The sequence below is a fragment of the Ectopseudomonas toyotomiensis genome, assembly GCF_900115695.1.
Classification (GTDB): Bacteria; Pseudomonadota; Gammaproteobacteria; order Pseudomonadales; family Pseudomonadaceae; genus Aquipseudomonas; species Aquipseudomonas toyotomiensis.
The window spans coordinates 381,575-399,378 of record NZ_FOXK01000003.1 but is presented as its reverse complement, the minus strand read 5'-3'; the positions used below and the strand labels follow the sequence as shown (position 1 = coordinate 399,378).

Genomic DNA, 17,804 nt, shown 5'->3' with positions numbered 1-17,804 from the left:
CGATGGCATGTCCACACTGTCACCGTGTCTATGGGAGGGGCTTTTAAAGCCCCTCCCACAGAGCCCGACTTCACTCTTCGCTGCCTTCCTCGGCGTCGGCGACTGGTGCGTCGGCGCTTTCGGCGACTTGAGCGCCCTCTTCACCTTCGACCAGTTCGTCCTCTTCCACCGCAGTCGGCTCCTGCACACGCTCCAGGCCGACCAGGGTCTCGTCCTTGGCCAGCTTGATCAGAGTCACACCCTGAGTGTTACGGCCGGAGCTGGAGACTTCGTCGACACGGGTGCGCACCAGGGTGCCCTGGTCGGAAATCAGCATGATTTCCTCGCCGTCCTGTACCTGGATGGCACCGACCAGCTTGCCGTTACGCTCGCTGGTGACCATGGCGATCACGCCCTGGCCGCCACGACCGCGACGCGGGAACTTGCCCAGGCCGGTGCGTTTGCCAAAGCCACGCTCGGAGGCGGTGAGAATCTGCGCACCGGACTCCGGAATCAGCATGGAGATCAGTTGCTGATCCTTGCCCAGGCGCATGCCGCGTACACCACGGGCGGTACGGCCCATGGTACGCACCTTGCTCTCGGCGAAACGCAGCACCTTGCCGGCATCGGAGAACAGCATGACTTCCTTGGCGCCGTCGGTGATGGCGGCAGCAATCAGGGTATCGCCCTCTTCCAGCTTCAGCGCGATCAGACCGGCGCTGCGCGGGCGGCTGAACTGCACCAGCGGGGTCTTCTTCACGGTACCGAATGCGGTGGCCATGAAGATGAAGGCGCCGGTCGGTTCGGCGACCAGTTCAGGGGTTTCACCCTCGACTTCTTCGACTTCCTCGGCCTCGACCACTTCGGTGGCTTCGCCTTCGATCACCACGCCTTCGTCGTCCAGGTCTTCGTCAGCACCGGCGCTCTGCTGCAATGCTTCGAGGTCGATCTGCAGCATCGCGGTGATGCGCTCGCCCTCATCCAGCGGCAACAGGTTCACCAGCGGGCGACCGCGCGCGGCGCGCGAAGCTTCGGGAATCTCGAAAGTACGCAACCAGTACACCTTGCCCTTGCTGGAGAACAGCAGCAGGGTCGCGTGACTGTTGGCAACCAGCAGGTGCTCGACGTAGTCCTCGTCCTTCACCCCGGTGGCCGACTTGCCCTTGCCGCCGCGACGCTGCGCCTCGTAGGCGGCCAGCGGCTGGCTCTTGGCATAGCCACCATGGGAGATGGTAACGACGCGCTCTTCTTCGGTGATCAGGTCGGCAATGGTCAGATCCAGACGCGAGGCGACGATCTCGGTGCGACGGGCATCACCGAACTCGGCCTTGACCTTCTCCAGCTCCTCGCGGATGACTTCCATCAAGCGCTCGGGGCTGGTAAGGATGCGGATCAGCTCGCCGATCAGACTGAGGATTTCCTGGTACTCGGCCAGCAGCTTCTCGTGCTCCAGACCGGTCAGGCGGTGCAGACGCAACTCGAGGATGGCCTGAGCCTGCTCCGGCGACAGGTAGTACTTGCCATCACGCAGACCGTATTGCGGATCGAGCCCTTCCGGACGGCAGGAGTCGGCACCGGCGCGCTCGACCATGGCCTCCACGGCGGACGACTCCCAGGCAGTGGCGATCAGGCGTTCCTTGGCCTCGGCCGGCGTCGGCGAGGCCTTGATCAGCTCGATCACCGGGTCGATGTTCGACAGTGCAACGGCCTGACCTTCGAGGATGTGGCCACGCTCCCGTGCCTTGCGCAGCTCGTAGACGGTACGGCGGGTCACCACTTCGCGGCGGTGACGGACGAACACCTCGAGCATGTCCTTGAGGTTCATGATCTTCGGCTGACCGTCGACCAGCGCCACGACGTTGATGCCGAACACGCTCTGCATCTGGGTCTGGGCGTACAGGTTGTTCAGCACCACGTCCGGCACTTCGCCACGACGCAGTTCGATCACCACGCGCATACCGTCCTTGTCGGACTCGTCACGCAGCTCGGTGATGCCTTCGATCTTCTTCTCTTTGACCAGCTCGGCGATCTTCTCGATCAGACGCGCCTTGTTCAGCTGGTAGGGCAGCTCGGTGACCACCAGTTGCTGGCGACCGCCGACCTTGTCGATGTCTTCGACCTCGACGCGGGCGCGGATATAGATGCGCCCACGACCGGTACGATAGGCCTCGATGATGCCGGCACGGCCGTTGATGATGCCCGCAGTGGGGAAATCCGGGCCGGGGATGTACTGCATCAGGTCATCGACGGTAAGGTCGGCATTGTCGATCAACGCCAGACAGCCATCGATCACCTCGGAGAGGTTGTGCGGCGGGATGTTGGTGGCCATGCCCACGGCGATACCGCTGGAGCCGTTGACCAACAGGTTCGGCACCTTGGTCGGCATGACCGCCGGGATCTGCTCGGTACCGTCGTAGTTGGGCACCCAGTCGACGGTTTCCTTGTCCAGGTCGGCCAGCAGCTCGTGGGCCAGCTTGGTCATGCGCACTTCGGTGTATCGCATGGCCGCGGCGTTGTCGCCGTCCACCGAACCGAAGTTGCCCTGGCCATCAACCAGCAGGTAGCGCAGGGAGAAGTCCTGCGCCATACGTACGATGGTGTCGTACACCGCGGTGTCGCCGTGCGGGTGGTATTTACCGATCACGTCACCGACCACACGGGCGGATTTCTTGTAGGGCTTGTTCCAGTCGTTGCCCAGTTCGCTCATGGCGTAGAGCACACGGCGGTGTACTGGCTTCAAGCCATCGCGCGCATCCGGCAGCGCACGCCCGACGATCACGCTCATCGCGTAGTCGAGGTAGGACTGTTTCAGCTCGTCTTCGATATTGACCGGGAGGATTTCTTTGGCCAGTTCGCCCATGAGAAGCCTGGTTCCTTTTTCTGGTGAAACTCCGCGTCATTCTTCCTGAACGCCATGGAGCTCGTCGCGATAGCCTCAAGCCATCAGCGACTCACGACAAATCAACGAGTTATGTCACGATTCGATGCAGTGAATGTGGCTGTAGTCAGCCCCCTTGAAAACTGCCGGAGATTACCACAAAGCGCGCTACACACCTACCCCGAGCACCCTCACTAAGAAGCGGAGCAAACGAGACGAAAAGACGCGAAACCACCAACCTGCAGCAGCTGCCGCACGGCCAGTGAACGCAAAGGCGTCGCCCCAGGGCGGGGCTCCTACAGAAAGTAAGCCGTGCTCGATCAGCTCAGTGCAGGCGCTTGCGACACATCAGCTGCGCCAGCTTGGCACTGTCGGGGCGCTCGATCACGCCTTTCTCGGTCACGATGTAGTCGACCAAATCAGCCGGCGTCACATCGAACACCGGATTGACGGCGTGCACATCCGCCACGACGCGATGCCCCGCCACCTCCAGCAGCTCACGACCATCACGCTCTTCGAGCACGATGTCTTCGCCGCTTTCCAGACTCATGTCGATGGTCGAACTGGGCGCCACCACCATGAGGCGCACGCCGTGATGCATGGCGTTGACTGCCAACTGATAGGTGCCGATCTTGTTCGCCACATCACCATTGGCGGTGATGCGGTCAGCCCCGACTATGACCCAGGTAATGCCCTTGGTTTTCATCAGGTGAGCAGCAGCCGCATCGGCATTGAGGCTGACCGGCACGCCGTCGCCAGCCAATTCCCAGGCAGTCAGCCGCGCGCCCTGCAGCCAGGGACGGGTTTCATCGACATAGACCTGCTCGACCAGACCCTCCAGGTACGCCGCGCGAATCACCCCGAGCGCCGTGCCAAAGCCGCCGGTCGCCAGCGCACCGGCATTGCAGTGAGTCAGCAGCACCTGCGGGTTGCCCTGATGCTTGCGAATCAGCTCCATGCCCAGTTGCGCCATGGTCAGGTTGGCCTCACGGTCGCTGAGATGAATCCCCACCGCCTCGGCCTCCAGCAGAGCCAGGATATCGTCGCCATCCTTGAGTCGCGCCAGGCGCTCACGCATGCGCTGCAGGGCCCAGAACAGGTTTACCGCGGTAGGACGCGAGCGCTCGAGACTGGCAAAGTCCGCCTCCAGCGCCTCGCGCCAGTCACCACCTGCCTGCAGCCGAGCCCGGACGCCCAGCACCAGGCCATAGGCAGCAGCGATGCCGATAGCCGGCGCACCACGCACCACCATGTCGCGAATCGCGTCAGCCACCTCGGCGGCAGAATCGAAGCGCAACCAGGTCTGCCGATGCGGCAGCAGGCGCTGGTCGAGCAGGTACAACGCACCATCGCGCCACTCGATTGCCTGAACCTTCTCCACCGCCAGCAATTGCTCGCGCATCGCGCACTCCATCTGTCACCGCCAAAAAATCGCGGATTATACGCAGACCGACCAAGACCAGCCGAACAATCCAGCACGCCCTCACGACTTCAAGCCAGGTGCGTTCATCTATACACTGGCGATCTTCCTTGCACCGATCAAGCCAGACGGACAATCCCCCATGCCCGAAGCCCCTCTCGACCTGCTGCTCCTGCCCACCTGGCTGGTGCCCGTTGAGCCGGCCGGGGTGGTGCTACGCGACCATGGCCTAGGCATCCGCGACGGACGCATCGCACTGATCGCGCCGCGCAGCGAAGCCCTGCGCTACACGGCAACCGAGGTGCGCGAGCTGCCGCATTGCCTGCTCGCCCCCGGGCTGATCAACGCCCACGGCCACGCCGCAATGACGCTTTTGCGCGGCATCGCCGACGACCTGCCACTGATGACCTGGCTGCACGAACATATCTGGCCCGCCGAGGGTAAGTGGGTCGACGAGGATTTCGTCCGCGATGGCACCGATCTGGCCATCGCCGAACAGATCAAGGGCGGCATCAGCTGCTTCTCCGACATGTACTTCTACCCGCAGACCGCCGCCGAACGCGTGCACAACGCCGGCGTGCGTGCGCAGATCACCGTCCCTGTCCTGGACTTCCCGGTACCCGGCGCACTCAACGCTGCCGAAGCGCTGCGTACGGGCCTGCAGCTGTTCGACGACCTCAAGCAACACCCGCGTATTCGCATCGCTTTCGGCCCCCACGCGCCTTACACGGTCAGCGACGACAAGCTGGAACAGATTCGCGTACTGGCTGACGAGCTGGATGCCGGCATTCATATGCATGTGCACGAAACCGCGCAGGAAGTGGCCGAAGCCATGGCCAAGCACGGCGAACGCCCACTGGCGCGCCTGGCTCGCCTCGGCCTGCTCGGCCCGCGCTTCCAGGCGGTACACATGACGCAGATCGATGACGAGGACCTGGCGCTGCTGGTGGAGTACAACTGCAGTATCGTGCATTGCCCCGAGTCCAACCTCAAACTGGCCAGCGGCTTCTGCCCGGTCGAACGCTTGTGGCAGGCCGGCGTCAATGTCGCCATCGGCACCGATGGCGCCGCCAGCAACAACGATCTCGACCTGCTTGGCGAAACCCGCACCGCCGCCCTGCTGGCCAAGGCCGTGGCCGGCTCCGCCACTGCCCTGAACGCTCACAGCGCGTTGCGCATGGCCACCTTGAACGGCGCCCGCGCACTGGGACTGGGAACACAGACCGGCTCGCTGGAACTGGGCAAGCTGGCCGATGTGGTCGCCTTCGATCTTTCCGGCCTGGCCCAGCAACCGATCTACGACCCGGTATCGCAGCTGATCTATGCCAGCGGCCGCGACTGCGTGAAGCATTTGTGGGTTGGCGGCAAGCAACTGCTGGATGACGGCCGCCTGACGCGCATGGACGAAAGCGAGCTGATTGCCAAGGCCAGGGAATGGGGAGCCAGGATTGCCAGCAAGTAACACTGCTTATCCTCCCCTCTCCCGCTTGAGGGAGAGGGGCCGGAGGAGAGGTCTGCCAGGTAACACCGAGCTACTCGCCTGACCCTCTCCCCAACCCTCCCCCATAAATGGGAGAGAGGGCAGGCCACGCATGAACGAAATAAATGAGCAGCCGATAAACCTTGGGCGCGACAACATTCCCAAACCACTGCGACAAACTGACATACATTGAACGAATCCGCGCCGCCCCACGCCCGTTCTTAAACTGGCAACATAGCGGCGATACGCTTTCCATGCTTTGAATAGAGATGCTTATGAGCAACGTCGACCGCGCCGAAATCGCCAAATTCGAGGCCCTGGCACATCGCTGGTGGGACCGCGAAAGCGAGTTCAAACCTCTGCACGATATCAACCCGCTGCGTGTCAACTGGATCGACGAGCGCGTCGGCCTGGCCGGCAAACGCGTACTGGACGTCGGCTGTGGCGGCGGCATCCTCAGTGAAGCCATGGCCCAGCGCGGCGCAACGGTGATGGGCATCGACATGGGCGAAGCACCGCTGTCAGTCGCCCAGCTGCACCAGCTGGAGTCCGGCGTCGAAGTCGACTACCGACAGATCACCGCCGAAGCACTGGCAGAAGAAATGCCGGAGCAGTTCGACGTCGTCACCTGCCTGGAAATGCTCGAGCACGTACCCGATCCCTCCTCGGTCATCCGCGCCTGCCACAGGCTGGTCAAACCGGGCGGCCAGGTATTCTTCTCCACCATCAACCGCAACCCCAAGGCGTACCTGTTCGCCGTGATCGGCGCCGAGTACATCCTGCGCCTGCTGCCGCGTGGCACCCACGATTTCAAGAAATTCATCCGTCCGTCCGAGCTCGGCGCCTGGAGCCGCGCGGCCGGGCTGGAGGTCAAGGACATCATCGGCCTGACCTACAACCCGCTGACCAAGCACTACAAGCTGGAGGCGGATGTCGACGTCAACTACATGATCCAGACGCTGAGGAAAGACTGATGCGTTTGCGCGCTGTACTGTTCGACATGGACGGCACCCTGCTCGACTCGGCGCCGGACTTCATCGCCATCACCCAGGCCATGCGCGCCACTCGCGGCCTGCCGCCATTGGCAGACAAGGCCATACGTGACCAGGTATCCGGCGGCGCTCGCGCCATGGTCGCCTGCGCTTTCGATGAAGACCCCGACTCGGCCGCATTCGAAGCCCTGCGCCAGGAGTTCCTGGAGCGCTACCAGGAACACTGCGCAGTCCTCACCCGCCCGTTCGATGGCATCGAAGCCCTGCTCGACGACATCGAAGAGGCGCGCCTGTTGTGGGGCGTCGCGACCAACAAACCGGTGCGTTACGCCCAGCCGATCATGCAGGGTCTGAATCTGGCCGAGCGCTCGGCAGTGCTGGTCTGCCCTGACCATGTCGAGCAAAGCAAACCCGCGCCGGACATGCTGCTGCTCGCCTGCCGGCAGATGGGCGTCAAACCCGAGGAAGTGCTGTTCATCGGCGACGACGCGCGCGACATCGAATCCGGCCGCGCCGCCGGCTGCCGCACGGCAGCGGTGACCTATGGCTATATCCACCCCGAGGACAACCCACGCAACTGGGGCGCCGACGTGGTCGTGGACCACCCCCAGGAACTGCGTGCGATGCTCGATCGCGCCCTGTGCACTTGCTGATCGCGCAAGGCGGGTGAACCCGCCACTCTGCCATTTGGCGGGCCTAGCCCACCCTACCAATCAATGCTCCCCCGAAGGACCCTGAACATGTTCGACTACACCGCCCGCCCAGACCTGCTCAAGGATCGCGTCATCCTGATCACCGGTGCCGGCCGCGGTATTGGCGCGGCCGCCGCCAAGAGCTTCGCCGCCCATGGCGCGACGGTGCTGCTGCTGGGCAAGACCGAGGCCAACCTGAGCCAGGTTTATGACGAGATCGAGGCGGCCGGCCACCCGCAACCGGTGGTGATCCCCTTCAATCTGGAAACCGCCCTGCCGCACCAGTACGACGAACTGGCGGTGATGATCGAGAACGAATTCGGCCGCCTCGATGGCCTGCTGCACAATGCCTCGATCCTCGGCCCGCGCACGCCACTGGAACAACTGTCCGGTGACAACTTCATGCGCGTGATGCACGTGAACGTCAACGCCATGTTCATGCTCAGCAGCACCCTGCTGCCGCTGCTCAAACTGTCGGAAGACGCCTCCGTGGCCTTCACCTCCAGCAGCGTCGGTCGCAAGGGCCGCGCCTACTGGGGCGCCTACGCGGTATCGAAATTCGCCACCGAGGGCCTGATGCAGGTCATGGCTGATGAGCTGGACGGCATCGCCAACGTGCGTGCCAACAGCATCAACCCGGGCGCCACCCGCACCGCCATGCGCGCCCAGGCCTATCCGGGGGAAAACCCGGCGACCCGCCCACTGCCGGAAGAGATCATGCCGCTCTACCTCTACCTGATGGGCCCGGACAGCAAGGGCATCAACGGCCAGGCGTTCGACGCCCAGTGATTACCGGCCATGGCCCGCTGCCAGTCAGCGAGCCATGGCACGACAAAAATCCGCCGCCGCCCTTGCCAAGCGGCAGCACATTGCCAGCATCGCCGCCAGGCAACCGGCAACCCCTTGCCGATCAGTGCTTTTAAAAACACCTAAGTGACTGACTTCACAAGACTTTAAGCTCACCTGAACCACCTGGCACGAAATTCGCTCTAACCCTCTCGTCGCACCATCAGCGCCAGAGGTTCAGCTCCATGGTTCCCCCCAGCCAATCCAACACCATCGATTTCGATGCCGCCAAGCTGCAGCGTCTCGGCTTTACCGGCAGTCGTAATCTGCCGCTCAAACCCGCGAACCTGATAGAGCTGCGCCACCAACTCAGCCTGCAACTGCAGACCAGCCTGGACGTGGAACGAATCCTCACGTTGTTCTTTCGCGAAGTGCAGCGCCTGGTGGCGCTCGATGCGCTGGCTTTTCAGCATCCGTCGCATGACCTGCGCCTCGAGCTGGGCGAGCGCGCCCCGCACTCGGCCGGCTATCGCCTGAGCCATGAGGGGGAATACCTGGGCGAACTGATTTTCCGTCGTAAACAGCGCTTTGCCGAAGACGAGCTAATCCAGCTGGAGTCGCTGCTGGCCAGCCTGCTATTCCCGCTGCGCAACGCCCTGCTCTACCGCACCGCGCTGCAAAGTGCGCTGCGCGACCCGCTGACCGACACCGGCAACCGCATCGCCATGGACCAGGTGCTGCAGCGCGAGGTGGATCTGGCCCGCCGCAACCTGCAACCGCTGTCACTGCTGATGCTCGATATCGACCACTTCAAGAGCATCAACGACAACCATGGCCACACGCTTGGCGACGAAGTGCTGAAAGCGGTCGCCCAGACCCTGAAGAACCAGTTGCGCAATATCGATATGGTCTTTCGCTACGGTGGCGAGGAGTTTCTGGTGATTCTCTCCGGCACCAACCGTGAGGGCGCTGCGCTGGTAGGCGAGCGCCTGCGCTTTGCGGTGATGGAACTGCAATGCCTGGATGCCGGCCGCGCCATCGACGTGTCCATCAGCCTGGGCTGCTCCAGCCTGCTGCCGGGCGAGTCTGCCGAAAGCCTGCTGCGCCGCGCCGATAACGCACTCTATGTGGCCAAACGCGAAGGCCGTAACCGCCTGTCCATGGCCGGCTGAGAGGCCGCTCTGCGTAGCCCGGATGAAATCCGGGAATGCTCTGAAGGCAATGGTTTAGGCTGAATTCGGGACACAGAATGAAAAAGGGACTCCGCGGAGTCCCTTTTCAATTATCAGCGCTTGCGGCCGAAACCGGGGCGCTGACCATCGCCGGCGGGCGGACGCTTGCCGGGTGTTGCCGGGCGTGGCTTGCGTGCCGGACGCTCGGATAACTCGACGGCCGGGCGCGGCTGACGCTTCTTCACATCGCTCGGGCGCTCCGCTACCGGCGTGCCGCGACCATTTTCACGACGTTCACCACTGTCTTTTCGCGGGCCACGCGGCGCGCGCTGCTCGCCATCCTCACGGCGCGGCGCACGGCTCGGGCGGGCATTTTCGGCACCTGTCTCATCCTTGGCCGGACGCAGCACACGCTTGCCACGCACCTCGACCGGCTTGGCCGACTTGCGCTGCAGGCGGTCGAGCTTCTCGCGGGTCTTTTCCTTCATCGCTGGCAGCGCCTGCGGGGTCAGGCCGACTTCGGCGCTGAGAATGTCCACTTCACGCTGGTCCATTTCGCGCCAGCGGCCCATGGTCAACTCGGAAGTGAGGAACACCGGGCCGAAGCGCACGCGCTTCAGGCGGCTGACCACCAGGCCCTGGGACTCCCACAGGCGACGCACTTCGCGGTTACGCCCTTCCATCACCACGCAGTGATACCAGTGGTTGAAGCCTTCGCCGCCGGGCGCTTCCTTGATGTCGGTGAACTTGGCCGGACCATCCTCGAGCATCACGCCATTCTTGAGGTTCTCCAGCATTTCCTCGGTGACTTCACCACGCACACGCACCGCGTATTCGCGGTCCATCTGATAGGACGGGTGCATCAGGCGGTTGGCCAGCTCACCGTCAGTGGTGAACAGCAACAGGCCGGTGGTGTTGATATCGAGGCGACCGATATTGATCCAGCGGCCCTCTTTCGGACGCGGCAGGCGATCGAATACGGTGGGGCGACCTTCCGGGTCGTCACGGGTGCAGATCTCGCCGTCCGGCTTGTTGTAGATCAGCACGCGGCGAACCGAACCGGTGATTTCTTCGCGCTTGAGCAAGCGGCCATCAAGAGCGATGGCATCGTTGGCATCGACGCGCTGGCCCAGGGTCGCCGCAGCGCCGTTGACCTTGACCCGACCTTCGGCGATCCAGGTCTCGATCTCGCGGCGCGAGGCCAGCCCGAGGCGGGCCAGGACTTTCTGCAGTTTCTCGCCTGCAGGACGCGGTTGTTCGTGCTCAGTCATCTTGGGCACCTCCCGGTGTAGTAGTTGATGATCGAAGGGCGCGCATCATACGCGCTGTAGAGCCCATAGGGTAGACGATACTGCGGCATTCGCCTGGCAAAAGCAGGAACAGAGTACGGATCGTAGGAGCCCCGCCCCAGGGCGAAGCTTTTGCGTATGCCCCTGTATTATCGTCGCCCCGCCATTCGCCGCGAGGCGCGGCTCCTACAACGGATGGGCGGTCAATACTTGCGCCTTCCGGTGGCCTCCAGCGCCAGCAAGCGCATATCGGCCTCGGCCAGCAGCGCCAGACGCTCACCCTTGTCCAGGCGTTTCCAGCCTTTGATTTCCTCACGGCTGCGGCCACAGCCCAGGCAGATGTCCTTTTCGAATTCACAGACCTTGATGCACGGACTCTTGCTCATTGGAACGCCTAAACCAGAAAGGATCGGATGGGCGCAAGAATAAAGGCCGAGGGACAAACAGCGAGATTGAAGTATTCGATAAAGGGCTTAAGCGATATCAATGCAACGGCTGATCGCCGTCCAGGTCGGCCAGATCATCTTCGACCGCATCATCCTCTTCGTCCTCTCCCAGAAGCAGGTCATCGAAATCAGTCTTGAGCCCCTGCTCCATGTCGTCCAGCTCGGCCAGCAGGCTACGGAAGCTGGTTTCCTCGCGAGGCTCGGCGGTTTCGCCGTCTTCCTGCAAGGCCAGATCGGCACGCGCCTGCAACCCGGCCGGCACCTCGGCATCGTCGTCCAGCGCCAGCTCGGGCTCCGGTTCCAGCTCGCGCAAAGCGGCGAGTGGCGGCAGTTCGTCGAGGCTCTTCAGGTTGAAGTGATCGAGAAAGCCCTTGGTGGTGGCGAACATCGCCGGACGCCCCGGTACGTCGCGATAGCCCACCACGCGAATCCACTCACGCTCGAGCAGGGTCTTGGTGATGTTGCTGTTGACCGCCACGCCCCGCACGTCCTCGATCTCGCCACGGGTAATGGGCTGGCGATAGGCGATCAGCGCCAGGGTTTCCAGCAGCGCACGGGAGTAGCGCTGTGGGCGCTCCTCCCAAAGCCGGCCAACCCATGGCGCGAAACGCTCGCGCACTTGCAGACGGTAACCCGAAGCCACTTCTTTCAACTCGAACGCTCGCCCTTCGCAGGACTGTCGGAGGATCTCCAACGCCGCCTTGAACTGCTCGGGTTCGGGCCGCTCGCCCTCTTCGAACAGTTCGAAGAGGCGATCGAGCGACTGCGCCTTGCCGGAAGCCAGCAGAAAAGCTTCGAGCAATTGCGCCAGGTCTTTGGGGTCGTTCAGGTTCATTCGGCACGGGCTCGGACATGGATGACAGCGAAAGGCTCATTCTGCACCAGCTCGACCAGGGATTCCTTGATCAATTCGAGCACCGCCATGAAGGTTACCACCACGCCGAGACGCCCTTCCTCGGCGGCGAACAGCTCGACGAAAGGTACGAAGGCTCCGCCCTTGAGGCGCTCCAGCACTTCACTCATGCGCTCGCGGGTAGACAGCGCCTCGCGGGTAACCTGGTGGCTTTCGAACATGTCGGCGCGGCGCAGCACCTCAGCCATCGACAGCAACACCTCCTCCAGGCTGACGTCCGGCAGCAGCTTGCGCGCGCGGGCTTCGGGTGCATCCAGCTTCGGCACGGTCACGTCGCGGCCGACACGCGGCAGTTCGTCGATACCTTCGGCGGCGGCCTTGAAGCGTTCGTACTCCTGCAGGCGGCGGATCAGCTCGGCACGCGGGTCGTCTTCCTCCTCCTCGGTTTCGTTCGAGCGCGGCAGCAGCATGCGCGACTTGATCTCGGCGAGCATGGCGGCCATCACCAGGTATTCGGCAGCCAGCTCCAGACGTACCGAATGCATGAGTTCAACGTAGCCCATGTACTGCTTGGTGATCTCGGCAACGGGGATATCGAGAATGTCGATGTTCTGCTTGCGGATCAGATACAGCAGCAGGTCCAGCGGCCCTTCGAAGGCTTCGAGGAAAACCTCCAGGGCATCCGGGGGAATGTACAGGTCCAGCGGCAATTCGGTGACCGCCTCACCATAAACCAGGGCGAACGGCAGCTCCTGTTGGGCGCCGGCCTGACTGTCCGGGGTTGGCGTGGCGGGCTCACTCATCGACTGGCGCTCCTTCAGCGGTAATTCAGGCCCATGGCCATGCGCACTTCGGCCAGGGTTTCGCGCGCTTCGTCACGCGCGCGCTCGGCACCTTCGGCGAGGATGCTGCGCACCAGATCCGGGCTTTCCTCGTAGTCGATGGCGCGCTGCTGCAGGGGTATCAGCTCGGCCTGCAAAGAGGAGCACAGCGCGCTCTTGCAGTCGAGGCAACCAATCGAGGCGCTACGACAGCCCTCGATCACCCAGTGCAATTGTTCGTCACCGGAGTACAGCTGATGCAGCGACCAGACCGGGCAACGCTGCGGCTCACCCGGATCGTCACGGTGTACCCGTGCCGGATCGGTGGGCATGCGCCGCAGTTTTTCCTCGAGCTCGGCATCGCTATCACGCAGGAATATCGCGTTACCGCTGGACTTGGCCATCTTCTGTCCATCCAGGCCAGGCACCCGCGAAAACTCGGCAAGAATCGGCTGCGGCTCGCTCAGAATCACCTTGCCGCCACCTTCCAGATAGCCGTACAGGCGCTCCTGGTCGCCAAGGGTGATGCTGGTTTGTTCCTTGAGCAGGGCCCGCGCCGTCTCCAGCGCCTGTGCGTCACCCTGCTCCTGATAGGCCTTGCGCAGGTTGCTGTAGAGCTTGCCGAGCTTCTTGCCCAGCTTGCCGATGGCCGCTTCGGCCTTCAGCTCGAAATCCGGCTCGCTGCCGTACAGGTGGTTGAAGCGGCGCGCCACTTCACGGGCAAATTCGATGTGGGGGAGCTGATCGGCCCCCACCGGCACCTGTCCGGCTCGGTACAGCAGGATATCCGCAGCCTGCAGCAGCGGGTAACCGAGAAACCCGTAGGTGGAGAGATCCTTGCTGCCCTGGTGCTCCTGCTGCTCCTTGTAGGACGGCACGCGCTCAAGCCAGCTTAGTGGGCAGATCATCGACAACAACAGGTGCAGCTCGGCGTGTTCCGGCACCTGCGACTGCACGAACAGCGTCGCGGAGCTGGGGCTGACGCCAGCAGCCAGCCAGTCCACCGCCATATCCATGACGTGCTGGGAGAGCTGGCCGGCATCGGCGTATTCGGTGGTCAGGGCGTGCCAGTCGACGATACAGAAGAAGCAGTCGTACTCGTGCTGCAACTTGACCCAGTTCTTCAGCACGCCGTGATAGTGCCCGAGGTGAAGACGTCCGCTCGGACGCATCCCTGACAGCACCCGACGCTCGGAGTCGTTAAGGCTCAAACCGTTCTATCCAAAATCCAAACAAGACCAGGGAGTATAGGGCAGCTGCATCCACAACGGAAAAGGCGGTGTCAGAGATCATTGAACGGCGTCGGATCACCGCAGCCGACGCGCAGGACTTCCGGACTGTCGTCAGCAAGATTGACCACCGTGGACGCTTCCAGCCCACCAAAACCACCGTCGATGATCAGGTCGACATGGTGTTCGAGAACCTGGCGCATTTCGTAGGGGTCGGACATGGGCAAGTCATCGCCCGGCATGATCAGGCTGACGCTCATGAGCGGCTCGCCCAATTGCTCCAGCAACGCCAGGGCGATCGGGTGGCTGGGTACGCGAATGCCGATGGTACGTCGCTTGGGGTGCAGCAACATGCGCGGCACTTCGCGAGTGGCGTTGAGGATGAAGGTGTAAGGACCCGGTGTGTGATTCTTCAGCAAGCGGAAGGCTGCAGTGTCGACCTTGGCGAACAGGCCAATCTGCGAAAGGTCTCGACAGACCAGGGTGAAATTGTGCTTGTCGTCGAGTTGACGCAGGCGACGAATGCGCTCTACGGCATTCTTGTCACCGATCATGCAGCCCAGCGCATAGGAGGAGTCGGTCGGATAGACCACCACACCGCCGCCACGAATGATTTCCACGGCCTGTTTTATCAGGCGTGCCTGTGGGTTTTCCGGGTGAACCTGGAAAAATTGACTCACACTTGCTCCCAGCTCATGAGATGACAGCGGATGGCTGTGCATGTTCGAAGCGCTCCCAGAGCGCAGTCAGGTCATCAGGCAACGGGCGATACATGCCCAACTCGGACCAGTCGCCAGGCGCATGGAAATCACTGCCGACACTGGCCATCAAGCCGAACTCGCGCGCCAGAATCGCCAGGCCACCGACTTGTTCAGCGGGCTGCATGCCATTGACCACTTCCAGGGCATGACCGCCAGCCGCCGCGAAATCGGCCACCAGGCGTCGACGCTTACTGCGAGTAAAGTCGTACTGCCACGGATGCGCCAGGCTGATCCAGGCTCTGGCCGAACGCAGCGTGGCGACGGTTTCTTCCAGCATAGGCCAATGTTGCTTGACGTCGCCCAGCTTGCCCGAGCCCAGCCACTTGCGAAACGCCTCGGCGCGATCACGCACATGGCCGGCGCGCACGAGAAATTCGGCGAAATGTGGCCGGGCCGGCGCATTGCCGCTATCGCCCAGCTCCTGCTGAACGGCCCGCGCGCCCTCCAGAGCGCCTGGCATACCTTTGGCGGCGAGGCGTCGGTCGATCTCTTGCGCACGCTGCCAGCGCCCATGGTGCAAGGCATCGATGGCAGCACACAGCGCCGGCGCCTCGCGCTCGAAGGCATAGCCCAATACGTGGATGGTCGCTCCACCCCAGGTGCAGGACAGCTCGATGCCGTTGATCAGTTGCATGTCCAGAGCCGTCGCTGCGCGGCGTGCCTCATCCAGCCCTTCCAGGGTGTCGTGATCGGTCAGTGCCAGCAGCCTCACACCACGCTCATGCGCCCGGGCCACCAGTACGGCGGGGGCCAGGGCGCCATCGGAGGCGGTGCTGTGGCAGTGCAGATCGACAATCATGGCGGCGCTTTCGTTGAGATTGATGTTTGTTATTATGCCCCACATCCGCGCCAAGGCTGTTGCCGTGTGGCGAAAATGCTTCATCCCTCCCCGCTTCGACCCCAAATAAGGATTGAGATGCTCTACGCCATCATCGCCACCGACGTCGAAAACTCCCTGGAAAATCGTCTGGCCACCCGCCCTGCTCACCTCGCTCGTCTGGAGCAGTTGAAGCAGGAAGGTCGCCTGCTGCTGGCCGGCCCGCACCCGGCCATCGACAGCAATGATCCAGGCCCGGCGGGCTTCAGCGGCAGCCTGGTGGTTGCCGAGTTCGACTCCCTTGAAGCTGCCCAGCAATGGGCCGACGCCGACCCATACCGCACAGCCGGCGTGTATGCCAACGTTTTGGTCAAACCCTTCAAGAAAGTATTGCCCTGACGAAGTGCCACCCACGCTGCTTTCGCACACAAGGAATCGCGATGCGCTCGATCCCGCTGTCCCTGCTGGTCACCGTGATGCTGACCTGTGCTTCAGTACAGGCAGAAGAACAACCCGCTCAGCCTTCCGCCCCAGCAGCTGCGGTCGACAGCCAGGTGCTGGAACAGCGCCTGGCGCAGAGTGAGCAACTGCGCAATGAGCAGGAAGCGAGTAGCGCCGTGCAACTGCAGCGCCTGCGCCAGGAAAATCAGCGCCTGCGCCTGCAACTCAAGGAAAGCCAGGCGCAGGCTCAACCCCGGCTGCTCAGCGAGGAACAGACCTGGTTCGCCCTGGGCGCAGCCCTGAGCCTGATCTCGATGCTGTTCGGCGTCCTGTTGCGTGGCTCTCGCAAGACCCGTCGCGAGTGGATCAACTGAGCCATGAACCGACTGCTGCTGATCGATGATGATCAGGAACTCTGCGAGCTGCTTAACCGTTGGCTGACCCAGGAAGGCTTTCAGGTCACCGCCTGCCACGAAGCCGCTGGCGCCCGTCAGGCACTTGCCGCACAAGCCCCCGAGGCTGTGGTGCTGGACGTGATGCTGCCGGACGGCAGCGGCCTGGAGTTGCTCAAGCAGCTACGGAGCGAGCATCCGGACCTGCCAGTGCTGATGCTCTCCGCCCGCGGCGAACCGCTGGATCGCATCCTTGGCCTGGAGTTGGGCGCCGATGACTACCTGGCCAAGCCCTGTGACCCTCGCGAGCTGACCGCGCGCCTGCGCGCCGTGCTGCGCCGCACCGTGCCCGCGCCGGCCAGCAGCCAGCTGGAGCTGGGCGATCTCAGCTTCAGCCCCAATCGCGGGGTGGTCAGCATTGGCGAGCATGACGTTCCCCTGACGCTTTCCGAAAGCCGCCTGCTGGAGGCTCTGCTGCGCCAACCAGGTGAGCCGGTGGACAAACAGGCATTGGCGCAACTGGCCCTGGGACGCAAATTGACCCTGTATGACCGCAGCCTGGACATGCACGTCAGCAACCTGCGCAAGAAGCTCGGCCCGCACCCGGACGGCCGCCCACGCATTCTCGCCCTGCGCAGCCGCGGCTATTACTACGCACAGTGAGTACGCCCTGACGCAGCGTAAATAACCCGCAACATCGCCTTTACCCAAGCTTTACCCACAGCTGACTGCCCTTGACCTTGACCGCCGCATACTGAGCCCATCCGGTCGTTACCGGTTTCGAGACAAGGAGAATCACCATGCGCAAGACCCTCACCGCCCTGCTGCTCGCTGCCACCCTGCCGACCCTGGCCTTCGCCATACCCATGCAAGACGGCGGCCCTCGCCACCATGACCGCGGCCACGGCATGTTCAAGGAGCTGAACCTGAGCAAGGAACAGCGCCAGGAGTTTCGCAAACTGATGGACGAGCAGATGAAAACCCATCGCGACATCACCAAGCGCTACCTGGACAAACTGCCAGAAGCCGAAAAGCAGGCCATGAAGAAGGAACTGGACAAGGCTCGCGCCGACCAGCACAAGGCCCTGCGTGACCTGCTCAACCCCGAACAGCAGAAAGCCTTCGACGAGCACCAGAAGAAAATGGAAGCTCGCCGCGCAGAAATGGCCGAATTCAAGGCCTGGAAGGCCGAGAAGGACAGCAAGACCAACTGATCCGTCACCCTAGGGTCTGTTCCCGCTTCATCGCGAGACGCGTTGCTGCGAGAAATGGCCCCTGGTTAGGCGCAGGACGCAGGTAATGGTTGTTCCCTTGCCAAGTCCTGCAACGACAGCGGGGGGCCATTTCCCGCGCAAC

18 protein-coding genes are annotated in these 17,804 nt (G+C 63.0%); 9 read left to right on the top strand and 9 right to left on the bottom strand.

Annotation, left to right across the window (positions count from 1 at the left end; genetic code table 11):
- Positions 1-70: 70 nt before the first annotated feature.
- Together gyrA and mtnA are read right to left on the bottom strand one after the other, a co-directional pair.
- Entirely contained in the window at positions 71-2,839 is a 2,769-nt protein-coding gene (gyrA, locus tag BM186_RS08105; RefSeq protein WP_074914460.1) for a DNA gyrase subunit A, read from the bottom strand.
- Positions 2,840-3,182: 343 nt separating this feature from the next.
- The gene (gene mtnA / locus BM186_RS08100) at positions 3,183-4,259 is read right to left on the bottom strand and encodes an S-methyl-5-thioribose-1-phosphate isomerase (protein WP_072424702.1); all 1,077 of its coding nucleotides are present in this window, start codon (positions 4,257-4,259) and stop codon (positions 3,183-3,185) included.
- A 160-nt stretch (positions 4,260-4,419) separates the two neighbouring features.
- On the opposite strand from mtnA, the gene BM186_RS08095 reads away from it, so the two are divergent.
- From BM186_RS08095 to BM186_RS08075, 5 genes are all read left to right on the top strand, one after another.
- Positions 4,420-5,739, top strand: a complete 1,320-nt coding sequence (locus BM186_RS08095) for a TRZ/ATZ family hydrolase (protein ID WP_074914458.1) — start codon at positions 4,420-4,422, stop codon at positions 5,737-5,739.
- Positions 5,740-6,032: 293 nt separating this feature from the next.
- Positions 6,033-6,731: a bifunctional 2-polyprenyl-6-hydroxyphenol methylase/3-demethylubiquinol 3-O-methyltransferase UbiG gene (ubiG, locus tag BM186_RS08090; RefSeq protein ID WP_017677368.1), complete on the top strand. Its 699-nt coding sequence runs from the start codon at positions 6,033-6,035 to the stop codon at positions 6,729-6,731.
- Positions 6,731-7,402: an N-acetylmuramic acid 6-phosphate phosphatase MupP gene (gene mupP / locus BM186_RS08085; RefSeq protein WP_074914456.1), complete on the top strand. Its 672-nt coding sequence runs from the start codon at positions 6,731-6,733 to the stop codon at positions 7,400-7,402. The genes ubiG and mupP overlap by 1 nt, the downstream gene beginning before the upstream one ends.
- An 87-nt stretch (positions 7,403-7,489) precedes the next feature.
- A complete protein-coding gene (locus BM186_RS08080; protein ID WP_045733046.1) occupies positions 7,490-8,230 on the top strand; it encodes a YciK family oxidoreductase in 741 nt (246 codons plus the stop codon).
- Positions 8,231-8,472: 242 nt separating this feature from the next.
- Positions 8,473-9,399 (top strand): GGDEF domain-containing protein, encoded by a 927-nt coding sequence (locus BM186_RS08075; protein ID WP_021489980.1) that lies wholly within the window; start codon positions 8,473-8,475, stop codon positions 9,397-9,399.
- Positions 9,400-9,512: 113 nt separating this feature from the next.
- Here the strand turns inward: BM186_RS08075 and rluB are convergent, their stop codons facing one another.
- The 7 genes from rluB to BM186_RS08040 form a co-directional block, all read right to left on the bottom strand.
- Positions 9,513-10,670, bottom strand: coding sequence for a 23S rRNA pseudouridine(2605) synthase RluB (gene rluB / locus BM186_RS08070; protein WP_074914454.1), 1,158 nt, complete (start codon positions 10,668-10,670; stop codon positions 9,513-9,515).
- A gap of 221 nt (positions 10,671-10,891) precedes the next feature.
- Positions 10,892-11,074, bottom strand: a complete 183-nt coding sequence (locus tag BM186_RS08065; RefSeq protein WP_017677373.1) for a DUF1289 domain-containing protein — start codon at positions 11,072-11,074, stop codon at positions 10,892-10,894.
- Positions 11,075-11,171: 97 nt separating this feature from the next.
- On the bottom strand, positions 11,172-11,969 hold the full coding sequence (scpB, locus tag BM186_RS08060) for an SMC-Scp complex subunit ScpB (RefSeq protein WP_074914451.1): 798 nt from the start codon (positions 11,967-11,969) through the stop codon (positions 11,172-11,174).
- On the bottom strand, positions 11,966-12,790 hold the full coding sequence (locus BM186_RS08055; RefSeq protein WP_074914449.1) for a segregation and condensation protein A: 825 nt from the start codon (positions 12,788-12,790) through the stop codon (positions 11,966-11,968). Before BM186_RS08055 ends, scpB begins: the two co-directional genes overlap by 4 nt.
- 14 nt (positions 12,791-12,804) lie before the next feature.
- Positions 12,805-14,019, bottom strand: coding sequence for a tryptophan--tRNA ligase (locus BM186_RS08050; protein WP_072424697.1), 1,215 nt, complete (start codon positions 14,017-14,019; stop codon positions 12,805-12,807).
- A 71-nt stretch (positions 14,020-14,090) separates the two neighbouring features.
- On the bottom strand, positions 14,091-14,717 hold the full coding sequence (locus BM186_RS08045; protein WP_093049705.1) for an L-threonylcarbamoyladenylate synthase: 627 nt from the start codon (positions 14,715-14,717) through the stop codon (positions 14,091-14,093).
- Positions 14,718-14,730: 13 nt separating this feature from the next.
- Positions 14,731-15,597, bottom strand: a complete 867-nt coding sequence (locus BM186_RS08040) for a PHP domain-containing protein (protein WP_074914446.1) — start codon at positions 15,595-15,597, stop codon at positions 14,731-14,733.
- Between the two features lie 117 nt (positions 15,598-15,714).
- Between BM186_RS08040 and BM186_RS08035 the strand changes: the two genes are divergently transcribed.
- From BM186_RS08035 to BM186_RS08020, 4 genes are all read left to right on the top strand, one after another.
- The gene (locus BM186_RS08035; RefSeq protein ID WP_003460961.1) at positions 15,715-16,014 is read left to right on the top strand and encodes a YciI family protein; all 300 of its coding nucleotides are present in this window, start codon (positions 15,715-15,717) and stop codon (positions 16,012-16,014) included.
- Positions 16,015-16,055: 41 nt separating this feature from the next.
- On the top strand, positions 16,056-16,430 hold the full coding sequence (locus tag BM186_RS08030; protein WP_074914443.1) for a translation initiation factor 2 (IF-2, GTPase): 375 nt from the start codon (positions 16,056-16,058) through the stop codon (positions 16,428-16,430).
- A 3-nt stretch (positions 16,431-16,433) separates the two neighbouring features.
- Positions 16,434-17,111 (top strand): response regulator transcription factor, encoded by a 678-nt coding sequence (locus BM186_RS08025; RefSeq protein WP_074914441.1) that lies wholly within the window; start codon positions 16,434-16,436, stop codon positions 17,109-17,111.
- Positions 17,112-17,248: 137 nt separating this feature from the next.
- Complete coding sequence (locus BM186_RS08020) at positions 17,249-17,662, top strand: Spy/CpxP family protein refolding chaperone (RefSeq protein ID WP_074914438.1); 414 nt, start codon at positions 17,249-17,251, stop codon at positions 17,660-17,662.
- Positions 17,663-17,804: the final 142 nt, after the last annotated feature.

What these genes read in the sequence shown, in the direction of transcription:
- gyrA (WP_074914460.1), bottom strand. Translation starts at nt 2,839, where the DNA reads ATGGGCGAACTGGCCAAAGAAATCCTCCCGGTCAATATCGAAGACGAG.
- mtnA (WP_072424702.1), bottom strand. Translation starts at nt 4,259, where the DNA reads ATGCGCGAGCAATTGCTGGCGGTGGAGAAGGTTCAGGCAATCGAGTGG.
- BM186_RS08095 (WP_074914458.1), top strand. Translation starts at nt 4,420, where the DNA reads ATGCCCGAAGCCCCTCTCGACCTGCTGCTCCTGCCCACCTGGCTGGTG.
- ubiG (WP_017677368.1), top strand. Translation starts at nt 6,033, where the DNA reads ATGAGCAACGTCGACCGCGCCGAAATCGCCAAATTCGAGGCCCTGGCA.
- mupP (WP_074914456.1), top strand. Translation starts at nt 6,731, where the DNA reads ATGCGTTTGCGCGCTGTACTGTTCGACATGGACGGCACCCTGCTCGAC.
- BM186_RS08080 (WP_045733046.1), top strand. Translation starts at nt 7,490, where the DNA reads ATGTTCGACTACACCGCCCGCCCAGACCTGCTCAAGGATCGCGTCATC.
- BM186_RS08075 (WP_021489980.1), top strand. Translation starts at nt 8,473, where the DNA reads ATGGTTCCCCCCAGCCAATCCAACACCATCGATTTCGATGCCGCCAAG.
- rluB (WP_074914454.1), bottom strand. Translation starts at nt 10,670, where the DNA reads ATGACTGAGCACGAACAACCGCGTCCTGCAGGCGAGAAACTGCAGAAA.
- BM186_RS08065 (WP_017677373.1), bottom strand. Translation starts at nt 11,074, where the DNA reads ATGAGCAAGAGTCCGTGCATCAAGGTCTGTGAATTCGAAAAGGACATC.
- scpB (WP_074914451.1), bottom strand. Translation starts at nt 11,969, where the DNA reads ATGAACCTGAACGACCCCAAAGACCTGGCGCAATTGCTCGAAGCTTTT.
- BM186_RS08055 (WP_074914449.1), bottom strand. Translation starts at nt 12,790, where the DNA reads ATGAGTGAGCCCGCCACGCCAACCCCGGACAGTCAGGCCGGCGCCCAA.
- BM186_RS08040 (WP_074914446.1), bottom strand. Translation starts at nt 15,597, where the DNA reads ATGATTGTCGATCTGCACTGCCACAGCACCGCCTCCGATGGCGCCCTG.
- BM186_RS08035 (WP_003460961.1), top strand. Translation starts at nt 15,715, where the DNA reads ATGCTCTACGCCATCATCGCCACCGACGTCGAAAACTCCCTGGAAAAT.
- BM186_RS08030 (WP_074914443.1), top strand. Translation starts at nt 16,056, where the DNA reads ATGCGCTCGATCCCGCTGTCCCTGCTGGTCACCGTGATGCTGACCTGT.
- BM186_RS08025 (WP_074914441.1), top strand. Translation starts at nt 16,434, where the DNA reads ATGAACCGACTGCTGCTGATCGATGATGATCAGGAACTCTGCGAGCTG.
- BM186_RS08020 (WP_074914438.1), top strand. Translation starts at nt 17,249, where the DNA reads ATGCGCAAGACCCTCACCGCCCTGCTGCTCGCTGCCACCCTGCCGACC.